At 60.6% G+C, this 25,177-nt stretch carries 14 protein-coding genes and 10 pseudogenes; 17 read left to right on the top strand and 7 right to left on the bottom strand.

What is annotated here, in order from left to right:
- Window positions 1-13: 13 nt before the first annotated feature.
- Entirely contained in the window at window positions 14-343 is a 330-nt protein-coding gene (zapA, locus tag EIO60_RS09285) for a cell division protein ZapA (protein ID WP_258576766.1), read from the bottom strand.
- Between the two features lie 170 nt (window positions 344-513).
- Here zapA and EIO60_RS09280 point away from each other — a divergent pair, with 170 nt between their 5' ends.
- The 8 genes and pseudogenes from EIO60_RS09280 (at window position 514) to EIO60_RS09245 (ending at window position 10,463) form a co-directional block, all read left to right on the top strand.
- A complete protein-coding gene (locus EIO60_RS09280; protein ID WP_258576614.1) occupies window positions 514-1,089 on the top strand; it encodes a YecA/YgfB family protein in 576 nt (191 codons plus the stop codon).
- A 49-nt stretch (window positions 1,090-1,138) separates the two neighbouring features.
- Complete coding sequence (pepP, locus tag EIO60_RS09275; protein ID WP_258576613.1) at window positions 1,139-2,461, top strand: Xaa-Pro aminopeptidase; 1,323 nt, start codon at window positions 1,139-1,141, stop codon at window positions 2,459-2,461.
- On the top strand, window positions 2,458-3,636 hold the full coding sequence (gene ubiH, locus EIO60_RS09270) for a 2-octaprenyl-6-methoxyphenyl hydroxylase (RefSeq protein WP_258576612.1): 1,179 nt from the start codon (window positions 2,458-2,460) through the stop codon (window positions 3,634-3,636). Before pepP ends, ubiH begins: the two co-directional genes overlap by 4 nt.
- Before the next feature lie 13 nt (window positions 3,637-3,649).
- Window positions 3,650-4,852, top strand: a complete 1,203-nt coding sequence (ubiI, locus tag EIO60_RS09265) for an FAD-dependent 2-octaprenylphenol hydroxylase (RefSeq protein WP_258576611.1) — start codon at window positions 3,650-3,652, stop codon at window positions 4,850-4,852.
- A 441-nt stretch (window positions 4,853-5,293) separates the two neighbouring features.
- Window positions 5,294-6,387, top strand: a pseudogene (gcvT, locus tag EIO60_RS09260) (glycine cleavage system aminomethyltransferase GcvT).
- A gap of 23 nt (window positions 6,388-6,410) precedes the next feature.
- Entirely contained in the window at window positions 6,411-6,737 is a 327-nt protein-coding gene (gene gcvH, locus EIO60_RS09255) for a glycine cleavage system protein GcvH (protein WP_258576610.1), read from the top strand.
- A gap of 82 nt (window positions 6,738-6,819) precedes the next feature.
- A pseudogene (gcvP, locus tag EIO60_RS09250) lies at window positions 6,820-9,684 on the top strand (aminomethyl-transferring glycine dehydrogenase); the annotation flags it as partial.
- A 68-nt stretch (window positions 9,685-9,752) separates the two neighbouring features.
- Window positions 9,753-10,463: pseudogene (locus EIO60_RS09245) on the top strand (SDR family NAD(P)-dependent oxidoreductase).
- Between the two features lie 33 nt (window positions 10,464-10,496).
- On the opposite strand, the pseudogene EIO60_RS09240 reads toward EIO60_RS09245, so the two are convergent.
- Window positions 10,497-11,913, bottom strand: a pseudogene (locus EIO60_RS09240) (6-phospho-beta-glucosidase).
- A 113-nt stretch (window positions 11,914-12,026) separates the two neighbouring features.
- A pseudogene (locus tag EIO60_RS09235) lies at window positions 12,027-12,741 on the bottom strand (MurR/RpiR family transcriptional regulator).
- Window positions 12,742-12,918: 177 nt separating this feature from the next.
- Here EIO60_RS09235 and trhA point away from each other — a divergent pair.
- Window positions 12,919-13,527 (top strand): annotated as a pseudogene (trhA, locus tag EIO60_RS09230) (PAQR family membrane homeostasis protein TrhA).
- A 43-nt stretch (window positions 13,528-13,570) separates the two neighbouring features.
- On the opposite strand, the gene ygfZ reads toward trhA, so the two are convergent.
- Window positions 13,571-14,554: a tRNA-modifying protein YgfZ gene (gene ygfZ / locus EIO60_RS09225; RefSeq protein WP_258576609.1), complete on the bottom strand. Its 984-nt coding sequence runs from the start codon at window positions 14,552-14,554 to the stop codon at window positions 13,571-13,573.
- 215 nt (window positions 14,555-14,769) lie between these two features.
- On the opposite strand from ygfZ, the gene sdhE reads away from it, so the two are divergent.
- The gene (sdhE, locus tag EIO60_RS09220; protein ID WP_258576608.1) at window positions 14,770-15,036 is read left to right on the top strand and encodes an FAD assembly factor SdhE; all 267 of its coding nucleotides are present in this window, start codon (window positions 14,770-14,772) and stop codon (window positions 15,034-15,036) included.
- Window positions 15,037-15,069: 33 nt separating this feature from the next.
- Window positions 15,070-15,228: pseudogene (locus EIO60_RS16705) on the top strand (protein YgfX); the annotation flags it as partial.
- Window positions 15,229-15,237: 9 nt separating this feature from the next.
- On the opposite strand, the pseudogene fldB reads toward EIO60_RS16705, so the two are convergent.
- Window positions 15,238-15,757, bottom strand: a pseudogene (gene fldB, locus EIO60_RS09215) (flavodoxin FldB).
- 102 nt (window positions 15,758-15,859) lie between these two features.
- Between fldB and xerD the strand changes: the two are divergent.
- From xerD to lysS, 5 genes are all read left to right on the top strand, one after another.
- Window positions 15,860-16,753 carry a site-specific tyrosine recombinase XerD gene (xerD, locus tag EIO60_RS09210; protein ID WP_258576607.1) on the top strand — a complete coding sequence of 298 codons (894 nt, stop codon included), beginning with the start codon at window positions 15,860-15,862 and terminating at the stop codon, window positions 16,751-16,753.
- Window positions 16,754-16,774: 21 nt separating this feature from the next.
- A complete protein-coding gene (dsbC, locus tag EIO60_RS09205) occupies window positions 16,775-17,485 on the top strand; it encodes a bifunctional protein-disulfide isomerase/oxidoreductase DsbC (RefSeq protein WP_258576606.1) in 711 nt (236 codons plus the stop codon).
- 9 nt (window positions 17,486-17,494) lie between these two features.
- Window positions 17,495-19,225: a single-stranded-DNA-specific exonuclease RecJ gene (gene recJ, locus EIO60_RS09200; protein WP_258576765.1), complete on the top strand. Its 1,731-nt coding sequence runs from the start codon at window positions 17,495-17,497 to the stop codon at window positions 19,223-19,225.
- A 153-nt stretch (window positions 19,226-19,378) separates the two neighbouring features.
- Window positions 19,379-20,477, top strand: a protein-coding gene (gene prfB / locus EIO60_RS09195) for a peptide chain release factor 2 (protein WP_258576605.1) whose coding sequence is annotated in 2 segments (ribosomal slippage) — window positions 19,379-19,453 and window positions 19,455-20,477 — 1,098 coding nt in all. Because the reading frame shifts where the segments join, the coding sequence is not laid out codon by codon here.
- A gap of 9 nt (window positions 20,478-20,486) precedes the next feature.
- Complete coding sequence (gene lysS / locus EIO60_RS09190) at window positions 20,487-22,007, top strand: lysine--tRNA ligase (protein ID WP_258576604.1); 1,521 nt, start codon at window positions 20,487-20,489, stop codon at window positions 22,005-22,007.
- A gap of 88 nt (window positions 22,008-22,095) precedes the next feature.
- On the opposite strand, the pseudogene EIO60_RS09185 reads toward lysS, so the two are convergent.
- Window positions 22,096-22,712: pseudogene (locus EIO60_RS09185) on the bottom strand (serine protease).
- Window positions 22,713-23,074: 362 nt separating this feature from the next.
- Here EIO60_RS09185 and EIO60_RS09180 point away from each other — a divergent pair.
- Window positions 23,075-24,247 (top strand): annotated as a pseudogene (locus EIO60_RS09180) (MFS transporter).
- On the opposite strand, the gene EIO60_RS09175 reads toward EIO60_RS09180, so the two are convergent.
- On the bottom strand, window positions 24,244-25,164 hold the full coding sequence (locus EIO60_RS09175) for a LysR family transcriptional regulator (protein WP_258576603.1): 921 nt from the start codon (window positions 25,162-25,164) through the stop codon (window positions 24,244-24,246). The pseudogene EIO60_RS09180 and the gene EIO60_RS09175 overlap by 4 nt on opposite strands.
- Window positions 25,165-25,177 lie beyond the last annotated feature (13 nt).

The following is a 25,177-nucleotide window of genomic DNA, read 5'->3' as shown; positions in this document are numbered from 1 at the left end:
CGACTATAAAGTATTATTCGAACTTCGCACCTTGGCGGTCGGTTATGCGACCTTGCTCAAAAAGAGCCTGTTCAATCGTCTGCTGCAGCATACGGATACGTTGTTCCATATTAGCAGCATAATCGCGCGTTTTCACTTTCTCTTGCGCCAGTTCATGGCAGATGTTTAAAGCGGCGATAAACACCAGTTGCTCGGTATTTGTGACTCTAGTGCGAACTTTTAAATCTTGCAACCGTTGATTGAGGTTATCGGCAGCCGCATTCAGCGCATCTTGCTGTTCAGGCGGACAATTCACTCTCAATGAACGACCAAAAATTTGTATATCTACCGGTTGTGCAGACATGCCACCTTCCTGACTGATTACTTCGCCCGCAGCTTCCTGAGTGCTCAATGCGTTGGGAGGCGGGCAACTATATAGACCCTCGAAATAAGATACAACCCCTTTTCTGGAAACCTTGAGGCAGCTAGTGGTAGCATATCATGAACTTTTTCTGCCAACGACGACGAATCCTTATGTCTTTACCGAACGCAACCCCTGATTACAATGCGCTGGCTTCGACGCTCTCGCAACAAGGCGTGGGGATGACACCTGCGGAAATGCACGGCCTGATTAGCGGCATCCTGTGCGGCGGCAATCAGGACAGCAGCTGGAAAAGGCTGGTGCACGATCTCACCAACGAAGGCATGGCCTTCTCGCAGGGGCTGTCGCTGCCGCTGCAGGCGCTGCACGACAGCACCGCCACCACGCTGGAGAACGAAAGCTTCCTGTTTCAGCTGATGCTGCCGGATGATGACGACATCAGCGTATTCGACCGCGCCGACGCGCTGGCGGGCTGGGTCAATCACTTCCTGCTCGGCCTCGGCGTCACCCAACCGAAACTGGATAAGGTGACCGGCGAAGCCATCGACGATTTGCGCACCATTGCGCAGCTCGGCTACGAAGAAGATGAAGATCAGAACGAGCTGGAGCAGTCGCTGGAAGAGGTGATTGAGTATGTGCGCGTCGTGGCGCTGCTCTGCCATGACACCTTTAATCGCCCGCAGCCGATGCCAACCGCCCCCGAAGTGAAAAAACCGACACTACACTAAGCCAGATATCGCAGGGCGCCGTGCGCCCGTTTCTACAGGGAGTGCAAACATGATTTCTCTGGACAGCTTCCAGCAGCGTCGTCAGGCGCTGCTGGCGAAAATGGTACCGGGCAGCGCCGCCTTGATTTTTGCCGCGCCGGAAGTCACCCGCAGCAACGACAGCGAATATCCGTTCCGTCAAAACAGTGATTTCTGGTATTTCACCGGTTTTAACGAGCCGCAGGCGCTGCTGGTATTGATCAAAAGCGACAAGACCCACAACCACAGCGTGCTGTTTAACCGAGTGCGGGATCTGACGGCGGAAATCTGGTTTGGACGCCGGCTGGGCCAGGAGGCCGCGCCGGAAAAACTCGGCGTCGATCGCGCACTGCCCTGGGATGATATCGGCGAGCAGCTGCATTTGCTGCTCGACGGGCTGGACGTGGTTTACCACGCGCAGGGCGAATATGCCGAAGCGGATACGCTGGTGTTCGCCGCGCTGGAAAAGCTGCGCCGCGGCTTTCGCCAGCATTTCAACGCGCCCGCGACGCTGACCGATTGGCGTCCCTGGGTGCATGAAATGCGCCTGTTCAAAAGCCCGGAAGAGATCGAGATTCTGCGCCGCGCCGGAAAAATCAGCGCGCTGGCGCATACCCGCGCGATGGAAGCCTGCCGTCCCGGCCTGTTCGAATACCATCTTGAAGGCGAAATCCACTACTTTTTCAACCAGCACGGCGCCCGTTTTTCCTCCTACAACACCATTGTCGGCTCAGGCGAAAACGGCTGCATTCTGCACTACACCGAAAATGAGAGCGAACTGCGCGACGGCGATCTGGTGCTGATCGACGCCGGCTGCGAACTGAAGGGCTACGCCAGCGACATTACCCGCACCTTCCCGGTCAACGGCCGCTTCAGCGCGCCGCAGCGCGCGGTTTATGACATCGTGCTCGCCTCGCTGTATAAAGCGCTAGCGCTGTTCCGTCCCGGCGTCAGCATTCGCGACGTCAATGAAGAGGTGGTGCGTATCATGATCGGCGGGCTAGTCGATCTGGGCATTCTGCAGGGCGACATCGACGCGCTGATCGCGGAAGAGGCGCACCGTCCGTTCTTTATGCACGGCCTGAGCCACTGGCTGGGGCTGGATGTACACGATATCGGCCACTACGGCACACCATCGCGCGACCGCATTCTTGAGCCAGGCATGGTATTGACCATCGAACCTGGCCTCTATATCGCGCCGGATGCCGACGTGCCGCCAGAATATCGCGGCATTGGCATTCGCATCGAAGATGACATCCTGATCACCGAAACCGGCAATGAGAACCTGACCGACAGCGTGGTGAAGGATCCTGAGGCGATTGAGGCGCTGATGGCGGCGGCGCGTCAGGCATGAGCATCATTATCGTGGGCGGCGGCATGACCGGCGTGACGCTGGCGCTGGCGATCTCCAATCTGACGCAGGGCAAGCTACCGGTAACGCTTCTCGAAAACAGCGCGCTCGACAGCCGCGCGCATCCGGGCTACGACAGCCGCGCTATCGCGCTGGCCGCCGGCACGCGCCAGCAGCTGATGGCGAGCGACCTTTGGCGCTCGCTTGAATCCTGCGCCACGCCCATCACCCAGATTCACGTTTCCGATCGCGGACACGCCGGCTTTGTCAGCCTGCGCGCTGAGGCGTATCAGCTGCCGGCGCTCGGCCATGTGGTGGAGCTTTTCGACGTGGGGCAGCGGCTGTTCGAGCGGCTGAAGTGCGCCCCTGGCGTCACCTTGTGCTGTCCCGCGCGCGTCATCGACGCCCGCCGCGAGCAGGAGAGTGTGCAGGTCATGCTGGAGGATGGCGAACAGCTGAAGGGCGCGCTGCTGGTGGCGGCCGACGGCTCCCGCTCGCCGCTCGCCGCCTCGTTCGTTATGCAGTGGCAGCGTGAGGATTATCAGCAGCTGGCGGTGATCACCAACGTCTCAGCTCAGCTGCCGCATCAGGGGCGCGCCTTTGAGCGATTCACCGAGCACGGTCCGTTGGCGCTGCTGCCAATGTCCGATAACCGGCTGTCGTTGGTCTGGTGCCATCCACTCTCCGCGCGCGCAGAGGTTGAAGGCTGGAGCGATGCGACGTTTCTGAAGCAGCTGCAGCGCGCCTTTGGCTGGCGGCTGGGACGGTTTACCCATGCCGGCAGGCGCGAAAGCTATCCGCTGGCGCTGCAGAGCGCCACGCAGCTGGTCTCTCACCGCCTAGCACTGGTCGGCAATGCGGCGCAGACGCTGCATCCCATCGCCGGGCAGGGCTTTAACCTCGGCCTGCGCGATGTAATGTCGCTGGCGGAAACGCTGGCAGCGGCCCATCGCCAGCAGCAGGATATCGGCAGCTACGCGGTGTTGAGCCGCTATCAGCAGCGACGTCAGCCAGACCGGGAGGCTACCATTGCGTTGACCGACGGGCTGGTGCGGCTGTTCGCCAACCGCTACGCGCCGCTGGCCGTGGGGCGTAATCTGGGGCTGATGGCGATGGATCATCTGCCAGGGCTGCGAAATCAACTGGCCGAGCGCACGCTCGGCTGGGTTAAGCGTTAACTAAGGGGCACCGATGCAAAGTTTTGATGTGGTCATCGCCGGCGGCGGCATGGTAGGACTGGCGGTCGCCTGCGGGCTGCAGGGCAGCGGGCTGCGCGTCGCCGTGCTGGAAAAGGCGGCTGAGCCGTGCTACGACGCCAGCGCGGCGCCGTCGATTCGCGTATCGGCGCTCAATGCCGCCAGCGAACGACTGCTGCAAAAGCTCGATGTCTGGAACGATATTCTGGCGCGCCGCGCCAGCCCCTATCACGGTATGGAAGTGTGGGATCGCGATAGCTTCGGCGCCATCAGCTTCGACGACGAGCATCAGGGCATGACCCACCTGGGACACATCGTTGAAAACCCGGCGATACACAGCTCGCTCTGGCAACGCGCCAGCCGCTGCGGCGACGTTACGCTGATGGCGCCTGTGCAGCTGCAGCAGGTGGCGTTCGGCGAGAACGAAGCCTTTATTACCCTGCAGGATGGCAGCATGTTCACCGTGCGCCTGCTGATCGCCGCCGACGGTGCCAACTCCTGGCTGCGCAACAAAGTGGATATCCCGCTGACCTTCTGGGACTATGGCCACCATGCGCTGGTGGCCAATATCCGCACCGATCTGCCGCACGATGCGGTGGCGCGCCAGGTGTTTCACGGCGACGGCATTCTGGCGTTCTTGCCTATGCAGGACCCGCACCTCAGTTCTATCGTCTGGTCGCTGTCGCCGCAGGAGGCGAGCCGCTTGGAGACGATGCCGGCCGCGCTGTTCAACCAGCAGCTGGCGGTGGCGTTCGATATGCGTCTTGGCCTGTGCCACCTGGAGAGCGAGCGCAAATCTTTCCCGCTGATGGCGCGCTACGCGCGCAATTTCGCCGCGCACCGTCTGGCGCTGGTTGGCGATGCCGCTCATACCATTAATCCGCTGGCGGGGCAGGGCGTCAACCTCGGCTTTATGGACGCGGCGGTGTTAACCGGCGAAATCCGCTGTCTGCATCAGGCGGGCAAAGATATTGGCCAGCATCTCTATCTGCGGCGCTACGAGCGTAGCCGCAAACACAGTGCGGCGCTGATGCTGGCGAGTATGCAGGGCTTCCGCGAGCTTTTCGCGGGCGCTCATCCGGCGAAGAAGCTCCTGCGCGATGTCGGACTGACGCTGGCGGACCGGCTGCCGGGGATCAAGCCGGTCATGCTGCGTCAGGCGATGGGCCTGCACGATATGCCCGACTGGCTGCGCTAGCCGCCTGTTCCTTGCTCTGAGCCAGCCTTGCGCTGGCTTTTTTTATGCCTGCAACCCTGGATGCGCCAAAGCAGAGCAGGCTTACACACCTGGCGGGCATCGTTTGATTTATTCTAATTTTACCGCCCGCTTCGCATTAGATTTATCTATGTGAAAATCTCCCGTAGCGAGTGAGTTATTTATAATCTGCGCACCATTCCTCAATTTTCAACTGTTTAAAACCCCTATAACCCTTTTAATTGCGCGGTAAATCACAAATTGGCAGTTAAATCCACTGACTGCTTTGTGCCGCGCGGCAAAGGCTTGCTTCAATTCGCCCCTGTACAGCTTATGGTTAAATCCCTTTTTCAATTGTAACTTCAGGGGAAAAGAGAACGTTTGCGCTGGCCGTTTAGCGGCGGTGAACAGACGAAAACTTACCCGCTTCGCGATAGGATGGTTATGACTCAGCACACTCCGTTGTTTGAACAGCATCAGGCCTGCGGCGCCCGCATGGTAGATTTTCACGGCTGGATGATGCCGCTGCACTACGGCTCGCAAATGGACGAGCATCACGCCGTACGTCAGGACGCCGGGATGTTTGACGTCTCCCATATGACCATCGTCGATCTGCACGTCGGGCAAATGCGCGACTTTCTGCACTACCTGCTGGCGAATGATGTCGCCCGGCTAACCCAGCCCGCCAAGGCGCTCTACAGCGGCATGCTGAATGCGTCCGGTGGCGTCATCGACGATTTGATTGTTTACTTTATGATCGATGACTTTTTCCGTCTCGTCGTTAATTCGGCGACGCGCGAAAAGGATCTGGCGTAGATCGCTGAGCATGCCCAGCGCTACTGCGTGGCGCTGACGGCGCGCGACGATCTGGCGCTAATCGCGGTGCAGGAGCCGCAGGCGCAGCAGAAGGTGCAGAGCCTGTTCAGCGAGGAGCAGCGCGCCGCGGTTGCAGGCATGAAGCCCTTTTTCGGCGTGCAGTGCAGCGATCTCTTTATCGCCACCACCGGCTATACCGGCGAAGCGGGCTACGAGATCGCGCTGCCGGCGGCGGCAGCGGCCGAATTCTGGCAGCGGCTGCTGGCCGCTGGCGTTAAGCCCGCCGGGCTGGGCGCGCGCGACACGCTGCCGCTGGAAGCGGGCATGAACCTCTACGGCCAGGAGATGGACGAAGGCGTCTCGCCGCTGGTGGCCAATATGGGCTGGACGGTGAGCTGGGAGCCAGCCGAGCGAGACTTTATCGGCCGTGACGCGTTAGAGGCGTAGCGTGAGAAGGGTACAGACAAGCTGGTCGGCCTGATCCTGATGGAGAAAGGGGTGCTGCGCAGCGGCCAGCCGGTTCGCTTTACCGACGCGTACGGGCAGCAGCAGCAGGGCATCATCACCAGCGGCTCCTTCTCCCCGACGCTCGGCTGCAGCATTGCGCTGGCGTGCGTGCCCGCCGGCATCGGCGACAGCGCATCGTCGAGATCCGCCATCGCGAGATACCGGTCAACGTCACCAAACCTGTTTTTGTTCGCGGCGGCAAGCCGGTTCAGTAACCTTTTATTCTGGAGAGATGGCGATGAGCAATGTGCCAAATGAGTTTGAGTTGAAGTACCGTGACAGCCATGAGTGGGTACGTAAAGAAGCGAATGGCACTTGTACGGTGGGCATTACCGAGCATGCGCAAGAGCTGCTGGGCGATATGGTTTTTGTTGACCTGCCCGACGTCGGCAACAGCTACGCCGCAGGCGATGAGTGCGCCGTTGCTGAGTCGGTAAAGGCGGCCTCCGATATCTATGCGCCGATCAGCGGCGAGATTGTCGCGGTCAATGACGTGCTGAGCGACGCGCCAGAGCTGGAGTCGCTGCTGGACGCGGACGCATACAAAGCGTCTATCGACGAATAAGCCACACGGCGGTCCGCAACCCCGGCCGCCTTTTTAACCGCTTGCTTTTCCGTTTTATCGCCCGATTCAGGATTACGTGCTCATGACCCATACTTTAAGCCAGCTCGAACACAACGGCGCCTTTATTGAACGCCATATTGGACCTTCGCCGGAACAACAGACTTTGATGCTGGAGGCGATCGGCGCCAGCTCGCTGGAGACGCTGATTGGCGCTATCGTGCCTGCCGACATCCAGCTGCCCGGTCCGCCCACCGTCGGCGATGCCACGACCGAGCAGCAGGCGCTGGCCGAGCTAAAGGCGATCGCCAGTCAGAACCAGCGTTTTAAATCCTGGATCGGTATGGGCTACAGCGCGGTGGTCACGCCGCCGGTGATCCTGCGCAATATGCTGGAAAACCCGGGGTGGTACACCGCCTATACGCCTTATCAGCCGGAAGTGTCACAGGGCCGTCTCGAAGCGCTGCTCAACTTCCAGCAACTCATCCTCGACCTGACTGGGCTGGACGTCGCCTCGGCATCGCTGCTGGATGAAGCCACGGCGGCGGCGGAAGCAATGGCGATGGCGAAGCGCATCAGCAAGCTGAAAAACGCCTGTAAATTTTTTATCGCCGAGGATATCCATCCGCAGACGCTGGACGTGGTACGCACCCGCGCGGAAACCTTTGGTTTTGAACTGATTATAGATCGGGCGGACAAAGTGCTGGAACATGAAGGGGTTTTCGGCGTGCTGCAGTAGCAGGTGGGTACCACCGGCGAGGCGCACGACTACAGCGCGCTGATCGGCGAGCTGAAAAGCCGCAAAATCGTTGTCAGCGTCGCCGCTGATTTTATGGCGCTGGTGCTGCTGGAGGCGCCGGGCGAGCAGGGCGCGGATATCGTCTTTGGCTCAGCGCAGCGCTTCGGCGTGCCGATGGGCTACGGCGGCCCGCACGCCGCCTTCTTCGCCAGCCGCGATGAGCACAAGCGCTCCATGCCGGGACGCATTATCGGCGTCTCGCGCGACGCGGCGGGCAATACCGCGCTGCGTATGGCGATGCAGACGCGCGAACAGTATATCCGCCGCGAAAAGGCGAACTCCAACATCTGCACCTCGCAGGTGCTGCTGGCCAATATCGCCGGCCTCTATGCGGTCTATCACGGGCCGACCGGGCTGAAGCGAATCGCTTCGCGCATTCATCGCCTGAACACTATCCTGGCGGCCGGGCTGCAAAACGGCGGCCTGAAGCTGCGCCACCGCAGCTGGTTCGATACCCTAACGGTAGAGGTTGCGGACAAGGCGGCGGTGCTGAGCCGCGCGCTGAGCTTCGGCATTAACCTGCGCAGCGATATTCATCAGGCGGTGGGCATAACCCTTGATGAAACCACGCGCCGCGAAGATGTACAGGCGCTGTTCGCCATCCTGCTGGGCGACGCGCACGGCCAGGATATCGACAAGCTGGACGTCGCCGTGGCGGCCGACAGCCAGGCGATTCCCGCCGCGCAGCAGCGCCAGGGCGACATCCTGACGCATCCGGTGTTCAACCGCCATCACAGCGAAACCGAGACGAGATGATGCGCTATATGCACAGCCTGGAGAAAAAGGATCTGGCTCCGAACCAGGCAATGATCCCGCTTGGCTCCTGCACCATGAAGCTCAACGCGGCGGCGGAGATGATCCCTATCACCTGGCCGGAATTTGCCGACATGCACCCCTTCTGTCCCGCTGAGCAGGCGACAGACTATCTGCAGATGATCGGCCAGCTGTCACAGTGGCTGGTGCAGCTGAACGGCTACGACGCACTCTGCATGCAGCCCAACTCCAGCGCGCAGGGCGAATATGCCGGTCTGCTGGCGATTCGCCGCTATCACGAAAGCCGCAACGAGGGCGGGCGCAACCTCTGCCTGAGTTCGGCGCACGGCACCAACCCCTCCTCGGCGCAGATGGCGGGCATGGAGGTGGTGGTGGCCTGCGACAAGCAGGGCAATATCGACCTTGGCGATCTGCGCGAAAAAGCGGCGCAGGCGGGAGAGCAGCTCTCCTGCATTATGGTGATATCCCTCTACCCACGGTGTCTATGAAGAGACCATCCGCGAGGTATGCCAGATCGTCCATCAGCATGGCGGCCAGGTCTATCTCGACGGCGCCAACATGAACGCACAGGTCGGTATTACCACGCCGTGCTATATCGGCGCGGACGTGTCGCACCTTAACCTGCATAAAACCTTCTGCATTCCGCACGGCGGCGGCGGCCCGGGCATGGGACCGATCGGCGTGAAAGCGCACCTGGCACCGTTCGTGCCGGGCCACAGCGTCATGCAGATCGAGGGCGTTCTGACGCAGCGGGGCGCGGTTTCCGCCGCGCCGTTCGGCAGCGCCTCAATCCTGCCGCTCAGCTGTATGTATATCCGCATGATGGGCGCGGAGGGGCTGAGGCAGACCAGCTCGGTGGCTATTCTCAACGCCAACTATATCGCCAGCCGCCTGAGCGCCGCCTATCCGATCCTCTATGTCGGCCGCGACGGCTTCGTGGCGCACGAATGTATCCTCGACATTCGTCCGCTGAAAGAGCAGACCGGCATCAGCGAGCTTGATATCGCCAAGCGCCTGATTGACTAGGGCTTCCACGCGCCAACCATGTCGTTCTCGGTGGTCGGCATGCTGATGGTGGAGCCGACTGAGTCGGAGAGCAAGATCGAGCTGGATCGCTTTATTGATGCAATGCTGGCGATCCGCATGGAGACCGATCGCGTGGCGGACGGCGAGTGCCCTGCGGACGACAACCCGCTGGTGAACGCGCCGCATACCCAGAAAGAGATGGTGGGCGAGTGGCATCATCCCTACAGCCGCGAGCTGGCGGTCTTCCCGGCAGGCAGCGACAACAAATACTGGCCGACGGTGAAGCGTCTGGATGACGTCTTCGGCGATCGTAACCTGTTCTGCTCCTGCGTGCCGATGAGCGACTATCGTAACGGCCGCGCACGCCACAGACAGATTACTAGGGCCGCTTATCCGGCCCTTTTTTATGGAGGTTCAGCATGAAACTGGCTCTGGTAACCAGCGCAAGCCGCGGAATTGGCCGCGCGACGGCGCTCAGGCTGGCGCAGAAGGGTTATCGCGTGGCGGTGAACTACCGCCAGCGCGGCAACGAGGCTTAGCAGGTGGTGACGCAGATTCGCCAGCAGGGCGGCGATGCCTTTGCGGTACAGGCGGATATTGCCGAGGAGGCGCAGGTGATGGCGCTGTTTCAGCGGCTGGACGAGGAGGCGATGCCGCTGGGCGTGCTGGTCAACAACGCCGGCATTCTCTTTACCCGGTGCCGTGTTGAGGATCTCAGCGCCGAGCGCCTGCAGCGCGTCTTCGCCACCAACGTCACCGGCGCCTTTCTCTGCTGTCGCGAGGCGGTAAAGCGCATGGGCACCTAGCACGGTGGCCTGGGCGGATCGATTATCAACGTCTCCTCTGCCGCATCGCGTCTTGGCGCGCCGGGCGAGTATGTCGACTGCGCGGCGTCGAAAGGCGTGATGGACGCGCTGACCAAAGGCTTATCGCTGGAAGTGGCGGCGCAGGGCATTCGCGTCAACAGCGTCAGGCCGGGCTTTATCTATACCGCAATGCATGCGGACGGCGGCGAGCCGGGACGGGTGGATCGCGTGGCGGCGATGGCGGGCGTTATTCCTATGGGGCGCGGCGGCGAGGCGGCCTCCTACGTGACCGGCAGCTTTATCGACGCCGCCGGCGGACGTTAAGTGGACGCGCCGGCGACAGCGCCCCGCGTCACATCACAGGCTCTCGTCGTTGCTGGCGATGACCTGCTGATACCAGCCGAAGCTCTTCTTGCGCGAGCGAGCGAAATCCCCGCTGCCGTCATCGTTTTTATTGACGTGGATAAAGCCGTAGCGCTTGTCATACTGGCCGGTGGTGAACGACACGCAGTCGATGCAGCCCAGAGGGTATAGCCCATCAGCGCCACGCCGTCGTGCGTGACCGATTTCTTCATCTCTTCGATATGCGCGCGCAGATAGTCGATGCGGTAGTTATCTTCGTCGCTATTCGGCCGGTCGATGGCGCCGAAGCCGTTTTCCACGATAAACAGCGGCTTCTGATAGCGCTCGTAGAGGGCGTTCAGCGTATAGCGCAGCCCGATCGGATCGCTCTGCCAGCCCTAGTCGGAGGCGCCGACGTGCGGATTTTTCACCACGCCGTCAAAGCCGGTAATGGGATCGTCGACGCCGCTGGCGTCATGCTTCACCGCGTTGCTCATGTAGTAGCTTAAGTCGATGTAGCCAGCGCAGCCGTTGCGCAGCGTCTCGGCGTCGTCCGCCGCCATCTGGATGTGGTAGCCCTTGCGCGCCCACTCTTTCAGCGTGTAGGCCGGATAGGCGCCGCGCATCTGCACGTCGCTGAAGACGTAGCGCTGATGCATCGTCTCCTGCGCCAGCATCACGTCAGGATGGCAGGAGTAGGGGTAGATCGGCACCATGGCGATCATGCAGCCGATCTGAAAGTCGGGATTGATGGCGTGGCCGAGGCAGACCACTTTCGCGCTGGCGACGAACTGATGATGCATCACCTGATACATCACCTCTTCCGGCTTCTCATGCTCGGTAAAGACAACGCCGGAACAGCAGTAGCCAAACAGCGGGTACTGCCAGTTGCGCTGATTGTTGATTTCGTTAAAGGTCATCCAGTACTTCACCTTGTGCTGATAGCGGCGCATCACCACTTCGCTAAAGCGCACAAAGAAATCCACCACGTTGCGGCTGTGAGCGCTTCACCAGGTGATAGGGCATCTCAAAGTGGGAGAGGGTGATCACCGGCTCGATGCCATGCTTCAATAGCTCGTCGAACTGTCGTAAAACTGCAGGCCCGCCTCGTTCGGCTCCTGCTCATCGCCGTTGGGGAAGATGCGCGTCCAGGCGATGGAGGTGCGAAAGCACTTAAAGCCCATCTCGGCGAATAACGCTACATACTCTTTATATTATAGCGAGAACAGAACTCGACGCCCTGATGATTAGGATAGTGATTGCCCGGCTGCACGCCGTCGGTTATCACCCGGCTGACGCCGTGAGCGCCGCCGGTCAGCACATCGGCGATGCTGACCCCTTTGCCGCCCTGGTCCCAGCCGCCCTCAACCTGATGCGCCGCAACTGCGCCGCCCCATAAAAAATCGTGCGGAAAGCCTGTTTCGTTCTGCATATATCCCTCCTGGCGAAATCGATGTTGCCGCAAGTGTAGCAAAGCGAAAAGGGAAGTCACGCTATAACAGCGACGCGCCGGCGTAATATGTTACGCCGGTAAAACAGGCTGTTTTATTTTATCAGCAGGCGGCCAATGGCTCCGAGAATATACATCACCGGCACTAGGTGTGTGATATCGTAATTATCGTTCAAGCGGATAAGCGGCACATGGTAGGCCAGGGTAAAGTCGTTAATTTTCGCCAGCGCGCTCTGCTCAGAGTGGGTAATGGCGAGGATTTGACAGCGACGCAGGCTGAACGTGCTGGCGAGGCGCAATATTTCCGGCGTCTCGCCGGAGACGGAAAGCAGAATCGCGAGCGTATTTTCATCGATGTTGCCGCTTACGGATAATAGGGATTGTCGATATAGTGGCTGAATTTCCCTACGTTGGAAAAAAAGCGCGCGCCATATTTAGCCAGGCTGCCGGAAGTGCCGGCGCCAATAAAAAAGAGCTGCTCCGCCTGATTAATTTTCTGCGCCGCGCGGGCGATAAGATCGCTGAATTCTGCGTTATTAATGCTGTGAAAAAGCTGAGCATCTCGCCAACGCCGACGTTGGCCTGCACCGGCGCCTTCGGCTGCTGCGCCAGCCGAAAGCGCACGCGAAACTCTGACCAGCCGTCATAGTGCATCTTGCGGCAGAAGTGCAGCACGGTGGTGGAAACGTCCGCCCGCTCTGCCAGCTCGCGGATGGTCATATAGCTGAAACTTTCCGGATGCTTAATGATGTATTGATAAACCCGCATCTCTAGGTCTTTCAGGCTGGGAAGATCGTGATGAGAGAATATAGGCGGGCGCGCTCACTGGAACTAAACGGTGCGCAGTGTAGCAGATTCATCCGTGGAGCTGGCTGTAACAGGCATTCACAGTTTAATTTAAGCGTACATGTGTACTCCGAAAATGGAAGCGGTTATGCTGGTGGTCAGAAATTCTTCGTTTGCTACGCTGCTCAGGATTGTTTGTTTATGAAAAATCGCTTAGTGACGTCAGGCTACTCGCTCGCCGAAGAGACCGCCAACAGCATCAGCCACCACGGGCTCGGCTGTATATTCGGCATCGTCGGTCTGGTATTGCTACTGGTGCAGGCGAATGAAATGCGCGCCACCGCGACTGCCATCACCAGAGCTACAGCCTGTATGGCGGCAGCATGATCCTACAGTTCCGCGCCTCAACCCTCTATCATGTGATACCGCACCACCGGGCCAAGATCTGGCTGAAAAAGCTCGACCACTGCGCCATCTACCTGCTGATTGCCGGCACCTATACGCCGCTTCTGCTGGTTGGGTTGAAGTCGCCGCTGGCTCATGGGCTGATGGTGGTGATCTGGGGACTGGCACTGGCGGGCATTATCTTTAAATTGACCATTGCGCACCGCTTCAAAGCGCTGTCGCTGGTGGTGATCTATCAGCTGGCGATGACGCTCTCCGCTGGCGGCGTCTGGCGGCATTGTCTATTCGCTCGGCGTGGTGTTTTACGTGGCGCGGCGCATTCCCTATAACCAGGCCATCTGGCATGCCTTCGTGCTCGGCGACGGCGCCTGCCACTTCTGTGCCATCTACTTCTATGTGATATAGCCTGTGGCCGCACCGCCGACGAACAGGCGGCGCGGCAGCTCTATTACTCCTCCAGCGAGTAGGGCAGCGACTGAATCAGCAGGCGTCCGCCCTCATCACCCTCGACGCGCAGCACGCTCTCCGGCGCCAGATCGTTGTTCATCACCACCTGAACCCAGACCGCGCCATCTTCCAGCTGAACGGCGGTGAGCACCGTGCCGGTGCGGCGCCAGCGTTCGCCCATCTGCAGTTCCAGCGAATCATTCGGCGCAGGCACGCGGCTCGCCTGACCCGCCAGCCAGTAGAGCGCGCGCTTGTTGGCACCGCGGAATTTCGCGCGCGCCACCATCTCCTGGCCGGAGTAGCAGCCTTTTTTAAAGCTGATGGCGTCCAGCGCCTGCAGGTTAGCGGCCTGCGGGATCAGCTGCGCCGAGGTTTCCGGCTCAATGACCGGTATGCCCGCCTCGATGTCGAGCGCCAGCCACTGTACGCTGTCGTTGAGCTGGGCGTCGTCAGCCAGCTTCTGCTGCAGCGTTTGCGCCTGCTTGCGCGAGGTGACGATCAGAAAGCGCTCCGCGGGCGTGGCGAACCACAGCAGCGAGGTTTCTGCCTGATGCACCACCGGCGTCGCGCTGTCCGGCACCATATCGAACAGGCTGCTCAGCGCCGCGCGCGCCTGAAAGCCCGCCACGCCAAGCAGCACCGCGTCGTCGTCCGGCGCCAGCGTCACTTTGGAAAACACGGCGTATTTTTTCAGTTCGGCGAGCTGCGTCTCGCGCAGCGCGCGGCGCACCAGATAGGCGTAGCCTTCGCCGCGGTGGAACAGGCGCAGGTTGCTCCACATTTTCCCTTTGGCGTCGCAGTGCGCCGCCGGAAGGTGCTGATCCGCTCCGAGCGCGGCGACGTCGAGCGTAAGCTGACCCTGCAGATAGGCTGTGCTGTCGGGACCCTGTACCGAGACCAGCGCCCAGCCATCCAGCGACATCAGGGTGAGCAGCAGACGAGAGGCGGCGACAGGCTGGCGCTGCGGTAAGCTAAAAATAGGCATGGGGTGTCCTGCTCAAATAGGTTAATCCTGAATCCAATGTTAAAAGAGCGCACTGGCTTTGCAACCGGTTTACGGAATCGGGCGCACAAATCGCGAGTCGGCGCGGCAGTATAGGCAACGGCGCGATGCGGCGCGCAGCCTCGCAACGCCTCCCTGCAGGCGCTTTAAAATCAGGTTACACTAGCCGCACTCTCTGAACTGCGGAAATCACACCGATGGATATTCATGACAAATCACGCATTCAATGGGCCTGCCGCCGCGGCACGCTGGAGCTGGATGTTGCTATCATGCCCTTTTTCAAGTATGAGTATGAAAGCCTCAGCGACACCGACAAACGGGCCTTCGTCGCGCTGCTGAAAAGCGACGATCCCGACCTGTTCAACTGGATGATGGATCACGGTGAGCCAGCGGATCCAGAACTCAAGCGCATTGTCAGGCTGATCCAGCAGCGCAACCGTGAACGCGGCCCCGTGGCAATGTAAGCTGCGGCCGTCTCGCCAGGCGCGCGCTGGCGCGCACTCGGTGCGATAAACTGGCTGCCCGGCGCCGCGCTGCTGAAGTGGCGCATCGACCAGAGCAAGGTGGAAAGGCTGTGGCTGCTGCGGGATATGATGTCTCGCCGCGAGTGGCGGCAGCTGCGGGCACGCCTGCTCTGCCGCGCCGCGGGAGAGTAGCCTCGCGGATTAGAGCAGTGCGGCGGTTTCAGTCAGAATCTGCTCGCACCACTGCTCGATGCGCGCATCGGTGTCCTGATACTGATTGACATCGTCCAGCGCCAGGCCGACGAACTGCTGGCCGTCTGCGCTTAACGGCTTCACGCTGGTGAACTCATAGCCCTCCAGCGGCCAGTAACCGACAAATCTGACGCCCATCGGCTGCAGCAGCTCATGCAGCATGCCCAGCGCGTCGAGAAACCATTCGCCATAGCCAAGCTGGTCGGCCCAGACCGAACAGCGCGACGATTTTGCCCTGCAGGGTAAGCGTCGGCAGCTGCGGCCAGATCGCTTCCCAGTCTTCCTGCAGCTCGCCCCAGTCCCAGGTAGGAATGCCCAAAATCAGCAAATCGTACTGCTCCATCAGCAGCGGATCGCTGTCTTTTACGTTATGCAGCGTCACTAGCTCCGCGCCGATAAAGTCGCGAATTTTCTCGGCGGCCATTTCGGTGTAGCAGATGCTGGAGCCGTAAAAAAGACCAATTTTCATGCAGATAATGCTCTGAGTAAGACTGACTTTGGCGCAATTGTATCAGAAGGCGGGAAGAATCAGGCATAATGAGCACGATTTCACCTCAATGGCGGGGATACCGTGCAAGACAGCGACCTGACAGAACAGTTTCTTGATGCGCTCTGGATTGAACGCAATCTGGCGCAAAATACGCTGACCTCCTATCGTCAGGATCTGAAGACCCTGACCGACTGGCTGGCGCATCACGGACTGTCGCTGCTGACGCTACAGACCGCCGATCTGCAACAGTTTCTGGCCGAACGGCTGGAGGGCGGCTACAAAGCCAGCAGTTCGGCGCGGCTGCTGAGCGCCATGCGGCGCATCTTTCAGTATATCTATCGCGAAAAGCTGCGCAGCGACGATCCCAGCATGCTGCTCTCCGCGCCGAAGCTGCCGCAGCGGCTGCCGAAAGATCTTACCGAGGCGCAGGTCGATCGCCTGCTGCAGGCGCCCAGCACGGAAATTCCGCTGGAGCTGCGCGATAAGGCTATGCTGGAGCTGCTCTATGCGACGGGACTGCGCGTCTCCGAGCTGGTGGGGCTGACTATGAGCGACGTCAGCCTGCGCCAGGGCGTGGTGCGCGTTATCGGCAAAGGTAACAAAGAGCGCCTGGTGCCGCTGGGGGAAGAGGCCGTTTACTGGCTGGAGCGCTATCTTGAACATGGGCGTCCCTGGTTGCTCAACGGGCAGACGCTGGACGTGATGTTTCCCAGCAGACGCGCGCAGCAGATGACGCGCCAGACCTTCTGGCACCGCATCAAGCACTACGCGATACTGGCGGGCATCGACAGCGAAAAGCTGTCGCCGCACGTGCTGCGTCACGCCTTCGCCACCCACTTGTTGAACCACGGTGCCGACCTGCGTGTCGTACAGATGTTACTGGGACACAGCGACCTCTCGACCACGCAAATTTATACGCATGTCGCTACCGAGCGGCTGCGTCAGTTGCATCAACAGCATCATCCGCGCGCCTGACGCGGAAACTAAGGAAAAGCGATGAAAAAATTTCTTCTGCTGGCTCTGTTGGCTGACGCCTTCAGTCGCGCAGCTCAGGCTGACGACAGCGCGATCCTGCAGTCCCTGAGAAAACTGGGCCTGCAGCAGACAGAAATCGTGCCGGCGCCTCTGCCGGGTTTTAAAACCGTCATGACGGAGAGCGACGTGATTTACGTGACCGAAGACGGCAAGCATATGATCCAGGGCCCGCTCTACGACGTCAGCGGCGTGCAGCCGGTCAACGTCACCAATCAGCTGCTCGACAAAAAGGTCGAGGCGCTGGCGTCGCAGATGATCGTCTATAAGGCGCCGAAAGAGCAGCACGTCATCACCGTCTTTACCGATATCACCTGCGGCTACTGCCGCAAGCTGCATGAGCAGATTGCGGACTACAACGCGCTGGACATTACGGTGCGCTATCTCGCCTTCCCGCGCGAAGGGGTGCATGGCCAGGTGGAAAACGCCATGAAGGCGATCTGGTGCGCCGCCGGTCGCAACAAAGCCTTTGACGAGGCGATGAAAGGCAACGCGCCGCAGATGAGAACGCCGGACAGCTGCAAAATCGACATTGAACAGCACTACAAGCTGGGCATCCTCTACGGCATTCAGGGCACGCCGGCGATCCTGACCGACTCCGGCATGATGATCCCGGGCTATCAGGGGCCGCAGGAACTTAAACAGGTGCTGGATCAGCAGAAGCGCGGTGGCTAAGTGGCAGTGATGAAATCAGTAGAACTGCGGCGGCGCGCGATTGGCGTCGAGGATCGTCTCCCGGCAGATCTGCCGCCGCTGCTTAAACGACTCTACCTGCAGCGCGGCGTGCGCAGCGCGACCGAGCTGGAACGCGGCGCGAAAAACCTGCTGCCCTTCGGGACGCTGAAAGGGCTTGATGACGCGGTTGAGCTGCTGTATCAGGCGCTGCTCGACGGACGGCGCATTATGGTGGTGGGCGACTTCGACGCCGACGGCGCCACCAGCACCGCGTTGACGGTGCTGGCGCTGCGCAGCATGGGCGGCCACAACGTTCAGTATCTGGTGCCCAACCGCTTCGACGACGGCTACGGCCTGAGTCCGAAAGTGGTGGAGCAGGCACGCGCGCGCGGCGCGCAGCTTATCCTGACGGTAGACAACGGCATCTCTTCGCACAGCGGCATCGCCTGCGCGCACCAGCACGGCATCCCCGTACTGGTCACCGATCACCATTTGCCGGGCGACACCCTGCCTGACGCTGAGGCGATCGTTAATCCCAACCTGAACGACAGCGCCTTTCCCTCCCGCGCGCTGGCGGGCGTGGGCGTCGCCTTTTATCTGATGATGGCGCTGCGCGCCCACCTGCGTCAGCTGGGCTGGTTTGGCGCTACGCGCGCCGAGCCGAACCTGGCGGAGCTGCTGGATCTGGTGGCGCTCGGTACCGTCGCCGACGTGGTGCCGCTCGATGTCAATAACCGCATTCTGGTATGGCAGGGGCTGAGCCGCATTCGCGCCGGAAAATGCCGCCCCGGTATCCGCGCACTGCTGGAGATCGCCAACCGCGACGCACGGCAGCTGTTGGCGAGCGATCTCGGCTTCGCCCTCGGCCCGCGCCTGAACGCGGCGGGACGGCTCGATGATATGTCGGTCGGCGTAGCGCTGCTGCTGAGCGACGATATTGCCCAGGCGCGCATGCTGGCCAGCGAGCTGGATGCGCTGAACCAGACGCGCAAAGAGATCCAGCAGGGCATGCAGAGCGAGGCGCTGGCGCTCTGCATGGAGCTGGAGCGTAAGCAGACCGATCTGCCGCTGGGTCTGGCTTTTTACCATCCGGAATGGCACCAGGGCGTGGTCGGCATTCTCGCTTCGCGGCTGAAAGAGCGCTTCTACCGTCCGGTCATCGCGTTCGCGCCGGCGGGCGACGGCACGCTGAAAGGGTCGGGTCGCTCCATTCCTGGCCTGCATCTGCGCGACGCGCTGGAGCGGCTCGATACGCTCTATCCCGGCATGATGCTGAAGTTCGGTGGACACGCCATGGCGGCGGGCCTGTCGCTGGAGGAGACGCAGTTCGAGGCGTTTCGCCAGCGCTTCGTCGCGCTGCTGGGGGAGTGGTTGAGCGAAGAGGCGCTACAGGGCATCGTCTGGTCGGACGGTGCGCTGCAGCCTGGCGAGTTCAGCCTGCAAACGGCCGAGCTTCTGCGCGAAGCGGGCCCGTGGGGGCAGGCGTTCCCGGAGCCCGCCTTTGACGGCAAGTTCAAGCTGCAGCAGCAGCGTCTGGTGGGCGAACGGCACCTCAAGGTGATGCTGGAGCCGCTCGGCGGCGGGCCGCTGCTCGACGGCATCGCCTTTAACGTCGATACCACGCTGTGGCCAGACAGCAGCGTGCGCCAGGTCGAGCTGGCCTACAAGCTCGATATCAACGAGTATCGCGGCAACCGCTCGGTGCAGCTGATTATCGAGCATCTCTGGCCGCTTAATTAGCCGCCGGCCAGCGCCGGCGTCAGTTCGCCGACGCGCGGCGGCCCGTTGGGAAGATGCCGCGCCGCGTCGCGAGCGAAACCCTACAATCTCCCCGCTGTTTCAGTTAGACTGCGGGGTCTACATATCGACCTTCAGCGAAAAGACCCTAAAGCCATGTTTGAAATCAATCCGGTTAAAAACCGCATCCAGGACCTCACCGAGCGCAGCGACGTTCTTAGGGGGTATCTTTGACTACGATGCCAAGAAAGAACTCCTCGAAGAAGTAAACGCTGAGCTGGAACAGCCTGATGTCTGGAACGAGCCTGAACGCGCGCAGGCTCTGGGCAAAGAGCGCTCCTCACTGGAGGCGCTCGTACAAACGCTGGATAAGATGTCGCAGGGCCTAGAAGATGTGCAGGGTCTGCTTGAACTGGCGGTAGAAGCAGAAGACGAAGAGACCTTCGACGAAGCGGTCACTGAGCTAGATCTGCTGGAGAGCAAGCTGGGCGAACTGGAATTCCGCCGCATGTTCTCCGGCGAATATGACAGCGCCGACTGCTATATCGATCTGCAGGCTGGTTCCGGCGGTACCGAAGCGCAGGACTGGGCTAGCATGCTGATGCGTATGTATCTGCGCTGGGCCGAATCCAAAGGCTTTAAAACCGAAATCATTGAAGAGTCAGAAGGCGAAGTCGCCGGCATCAAGTCCGCAACCATTCGCGTCTCAGGTGACTACGCCTTTGGCTGGCTGCGTACCGAAACCGGCGTGCATCGCCTGGTGCGTAAAAGCCCGTTCGACTCCGGCGGCCGCCGTCACACCTCATTCAGCTCTGCCTTTATCTATCCGGAAGTCGACGACGATATCGACATCGACATCAACCCGGCGGATCTGCGTATTGACGTCTACCGCGCGTCGGGCGCGGGCGGGCAGCACGTTAACCGTACCGAATCGGCGGTGCGTATTACCCATATCCCCACTGGTACGGTAACCCAGTGTCAGAACAACCGTTCTCAGCACAAGAACAAAGATCAGGCGATGAAGCAGATTAAGGCGAAGCTGTACGAGCTTGAGATGCAAAAGAAAAGTGCTGAGAAGCAGGCGCTGGAAGATAACAAGTCCAATATAGGATGGGGCAGCCAGATTCGCTCCTACGTGCTGGACGACTCCCGCATCAAGGATCTGCGCACCGGCGTGGAAACCTGCAACACCCAGGCGGTGCTGGATGGCGATCTTGACCGTTTTATCGAAGCAAGCTTAAAAGCAGGGCTATAAGGAACCGACATGTCTGAACAACAACCCCTGAGCGCTGACGCCGCCCTTGAGTTAAATAACGAACTGAAAACGCGTCGCGAAAAACTCAGTGCGCTGCGTGAAAACGGCGTGGCGTTTCCTAACGATTTCCGTCGTGACGCGACCTCCGACGCGCTGCACGCGCAGTATGACGAGAAGAGCAACGAAGAGCTGGAAGACCTCGGCATCGAGGTCAGCGTTGCGGGCCGCATGATGACGCGCCGCATTATGGGCAAGGCGTCGTTCGTCACCCTGCAAGACGTTGGTGGCCGCATTCAGCTCTACGTGGCGCGCGACGACCTGGCGGAAGGCGTCTACAACGAGCAGTTCAAGAAGTGGGATCTCGGCGATATCCTCGGCGCGCGCGGCAAGCTGTTTAAAACCAAAACCGGCGAGCTGTCGATTCACTGCCACGAGCTGCGCCTGCTGACCAAGGCGCTGCGTCCGCTGTCGGACAAATTCCACGGCCTGGCTGATCAGGAGACGCGCTATCGCCAGCGCTACCTCGATTTGATCGCCAACGACGAATCGCGTCACACTTTTGTGGTGCGCTCAAAAATCATGGCCGGCATCCGCCAGTTCATGGTTGGCCGCGACTTTATGGAAGTGGAAACCCCGATGATGCAGGTGATCCCGGGCGGCGCCTCCGCGCGTCCCTTTATCACCCATCACAACGCGCTCGATATCGACATGTATCTGCGTATCGCGCCAGAGCTTTACCTGAAGCGTCTGGTCGTGGGCGGCTTCGATCGCGTGTTCGAGATCAACCGCAACTTCCGTAACGAAGGCATCTCGCCGCGCCATAATCCTGAGTTCACCATGATGGAACTCTATATGGCCTACGCGGACTACAAAGATCTGATCGAGCTGACTGAAAGCTTGTTCCGCACCTTGGCGCAGGACGTACTGGGCACCACTAAAGTGCCTTACGGCGACCAGGAGTTCGACTTCGGCAAGCCGTTTGAGCAGCTGACCATGCGCGAAGCGATCAAAAAGTACCGCCCGGAAACCGATCTGGCGGATCTGGACGATTTCGACAAGGCGGTGGCGATTGCGCAGTCGATCGGCATCAAAGTCGAGAAGAGCTGGGGTCTGGGCCGAGTGGTGACGGAGATCTTCGAAGAGACGGCGGAAGCGCACCTGATCCAGCCGACCTTTATCACCGAATACCCGGCGGAGGTGTCGCCGCTGGCGCGCCGCAACGACGAGAACCCGGAGATCACCGACCGCTTTGAGTTCTTTATCGGCGGCCGCGAAATCGGCAACGGCTTCTCGGAGCTGAACGACGCGGAAGATCAGGCGGAGCGTTTCCGGCAGCAGGTAAATGCGAAAGACGCTGGCGACGACGAAGCGATGTTCTTCGATGAAGACTACGTGACGGCGCTGGAGCACGGTCTGCCGCCGACGGCGGGTCTGGGCATCGGTATTGACCGCATGGTCATGCTGTTCACCAACAGCCATACCATTCGCGACGTGATCCTGTTCCCGGCGCTGCGCCCGACCGCGAAGTAACGAAAAAGCCACCCGCGTATGCATCAGGCTGATAGCCACTAAGGCCGGATTTTCCGGCCTTTTCTTTTATCTGACCGTCAGGACTTCACTATACGCCGTTCAGCCACACCTCGAAGCGCGCGTAGGGCACGTAGAGGCGACGTCGCGGTAGAGGGTTTTCCCGCTCAGGTTATCGTCGATGCGGCTGCTGTAGCCGACGATCCCCCCCTGCCAGGGTATCGTCCGAGGCCTTGTAGACCGCGCCGCCCGACATCCCCTTCACCACGCTGGCATTGGCCGCCACCACCACGCATTCCGCCTTGTTCCAGCTGTTCGCCAGCGAGGTGTTGATGAGATTTTCGCCGCTGGAGCTGACCGGCATGGCGCTGATAAAGCTGTAGCCGTAGAGATTTACCTTATCGCCGATGCGGCTGTTGCGAAAGCGCGGCAGCAGATTGGTTTCGCTGTTTTTATGGTAAACCACGGCGATATCGCACTCTGGATGCTAGGCCTTGACGCGATAGAGCGAAAATTTAGCGATGTGCGCGGCAGTCAGGCTGTACTCCGCGTGAGCTGAATGGTGGTGCCCAGCGTGCCCAACCCCAGCGCGGTCGGGATGCCAGTATAGGTCATATCAACGCGCTTTTGCGCTTCGCTGCTGTACTCATAGTGCCCACGGAACAGCCACTCACACAAGAGCGCCATCAGGGCGATTAGCCGCTGCATTTTCTCTCCCCGCTAAAGAATGACTTCACATTTTCTGACGATCCCTTTGGGGTATTGGCAAGGCGCGACCTTCCTTTACCTTATTGATTCAGCGTGAAAAGCACGATTGCTGACAACCGACGTTTCTCACGCCATCAAGCGTAGCGCGTAATGCGGGCAGGGTGTTAAGGATAGATTGTTAAGTTTTTATCAGGCGTGCGCCGCGCGATTGTGGCGCCTCGGGCAAAAGAGCCTTGCCGCACGCAGGGTGTATGCAAACAGACGGCTATGATTTAATACTCGCCGTGATGAAGTTCAAATTTTTATAACCGTCCGCGCCCGGCGTCCGCTGCGGCGTTCACCTGCTTACTGATTGGGAGAGTGTGTTATGCCCTGTTGCTTTACTGGCGCTGGCGCTGGCGCTGAGTGCGTTTGCGATTGGAACCACCGAGTTTGTCATCATGGGCCTGCTGCCCGAGGTGGCGGGCGACCTGCGGGTCTCGATTCCGTCGGCAGACTGGCTGATCAGCAGCTATGCGCTCGGCGTCGCCATCGACGCGCCCATCATGGCGCTGTTGACCGCCCGACTGCCGCGCAAAAAGACGCTTATCCTGCTGATGAGCATCTTTATCGTCGGTAACGCGCTGTGCGCGCTCGCCTATACCTATAACCTGCTGATGATGGCGCGCATCGTCACCGCGCTCTGTCACGGCGCCTTCTTCGGCATTGGCGCCGTGGTGGCGGCCAGCCTGGTGGCGCTGAGCCGCCAGGCGTCGGTGGTAGCGCTGATGTTTACCGGCCTGACGCTGGCCAACGTGCTCGGCGTGCCGCTCGGCACCTGGTTCGGTCAGCTGTTTGGCTGGCGCGCCACCTTCTGGGACGTCGCCATTATCGACATCCTGGCCTTTATCGCCCTGATCGTCAGCCTGCCGGCCAATAAAGAGGAAAAGCCGGTGCATCTGGCGAGCGAAATCAGCGCGCTGGCCAACGGCAAGCTGTAGCTGTCGCTGCTGATGACGGTGTTTTTCGCCGCGGCGATGTTCGCGCTGTTCAGTTATATCGCGCTGCTGCTGCAGGTCACCGGCATCAGCGCGCGCGGCGTCAGCTGGACGCTGTTCCTAATCGGCGCCGGCCTCACTGTCGGCAACATCCTCGGCGGCAAGCTGGCGGACTGGAAGGTCTCTTTCAGCCTGATCCTCAGCTTCTCGCCGATCGCCATCTTCTCACTGCTGTTCAGCTGGACCAGCCATGCGCTGTTGCTGGCGGAGGTGACGCTGTTCCTGTGGGCGATGGCAACCTTCGCCACCTTGCTGGGCCTGCAGATTAACGTGGTGCACCACGGCAAAGAGGCGTCGAACCTGGTGTCGACCCTGAATATCTCCGCCTTCAACGTCGGCAACGCGCTGGACGCCTGGGTCGGCGGCGCTGTTATCAGCCGGGGATACGCCTTGACCGCCGTGCCGGTCGTCGCCACGGCGCTGGCCTCCATCGGCTTGGCGATCTGCCTAATCACCTTCCGCAAATCGCGCGGCAACGCTTCGGCGGTGCGCGCCTAGGCCAGCCGCTCGGCGATGCGCTGAGGAAAGTCGGCCACCTGCTCCCGCAGGTGGTCGATAAAGGCCGATACCAGCGCCGACGCCGGTCGGTGCAGCGGCCGCACCAGGCTGACGGTAAAGGGCACCGCGACGCTGAACCGGCGCATCACCACGCCGCTGTCGGCATAATCGAGCGCCGTCAGCGGATTCACCACCGAAATGCCAACCCCCGCGTGCACCATCGCGCACACCGATGCCGCGCTGTGCGTCTCCAGCGCTAGCCGGCGCTCTACGCCATTCTCATGAAACAGGGTATCCAGCAGCTGGCGATAGCTGTCGTGGCGCGACAGGCTGACGTAGTTTTCTCCGGTGAAATCCTGCGGCGTCAGCACCTTGCACTGACATAGCGGATGCTGCTGCGGCAGCACGCACACCTCGTCGCAGGTCAGCAGCGGCAGGCGTTCGGTGCCGACCGGGGCGTGCTGGGTCTCGGTGAGGCCGAGATCGTAGCGCTGCGCCGACAGCCACTCCTCCAGCAGCGGCGGCTCCTGCGGAATGATGTTCAGGCTGACGTCGGGGTAGCGCTGCATAAAAGGCTGCACCAGCGGCGGCAGCAGCGACTGGGAAAAGACCGGCAGGCAGGCGATCGACAGCTCGTCCTGGCGAAACTGCCGCAGCCCGTCTGCCGCCTCCATGATGCGATCGAGGCCGTACCATGAGCGCTGTACCTCCTCGAACAGGCGCAGGCCCTGCACCGTGGGCTGCAGCCGACCGCGCACGCGCGCAAACAGCGTCAGCGCCAGCTGCTTCTCCAACCGCGCTAGCTCGCGGCTGACGGTAGGTTGCGAGGTGTTGAGCAGCGCGGCGGCCTGCGTCAGGCTGCCGCTGGTCATCACCGCATGGAAAATCTCAATGTGCCGCCAGTTTATCTTCGCCATTGTCAACCATATC

The sequence above is a fragment of the Candidatus Pantoea persica genome (assembly GCF_013753875.1).
GTDB classification, from domain to species: Bacteria; Pseudomonadota; Gammaproteobacteria; order Enterobacterales; family Enterobacteriaceae; genus Pantoea; species Pantoea persica.
Note: the sequence above shows the minus strand (reverse complement) of the source record. Positions and strands in the feature narration are given on the sequence as shown.